Here is a 491-nt window from a genome sequence, read left to right on the forward strand (position 1 = left end):
CAAAAACGACAGAACGCCCGCCGGGCCGAGCCTGGCATTCCACCCAGGCCAGACACCCAGCATGGAAATTAAAAAGCGCTACTGCGCAGGAGGGCAATATGAAGCCACCATCCCCACGGTCGCCGACCGGGTGGCGCAGACAGTGGCCGCGATAGCGCTGGAAGCCCGTACGGAGTCGATCTTTCATGAAGACTCCTACGGGTACCGGCGTCGGCGCGGCGCGCTGGATGCCGTGGCCAGGTGCCGTCAACGGTGCTGGAAGAAGGACTGGGTCATTGATATCGATGTTCAGAACTTCTTCGACAGCGTGCCGTGGGACCTCATGGTCAAGGCGGTCGAGGCCAATATAACCACCGGCCGGAAATGGGTGCTGCTCTATGTGAGGCGGTGGCTTGCCGCCCCGCTGCAGCTGCCCGATGGGAACCTGGCAAGGCGGGATCGCGGGACCCCGCAGGGGTCATTATGCGCAGCTGCGCATAAACCCGGCGAGG

General features: G+C 63.1%; 1 protein-coding gene. It reads left to right on the forward strand.

Translation table 11 applies throughout. From position 1 onward, the window contains the following. Nucleotides 1-61: 61 nt before the first annotated feature. The coding region (locus MJ797_RS24835; RefSeq protein WP_255739471.1) for a reverse transcriptase domain-containing protein at nucleotides 62-491 on the forward strand (430 nt) is incomplete at its 3' end.

Source organism: Protofrankia sp. CiP3 (assembly GCF_917627345.1).
Taxonomy (GTDB): Bacteria; Actinomycetota; Actinomycetes; order Frankiales; family Frankiaceae; genus Protofrankia.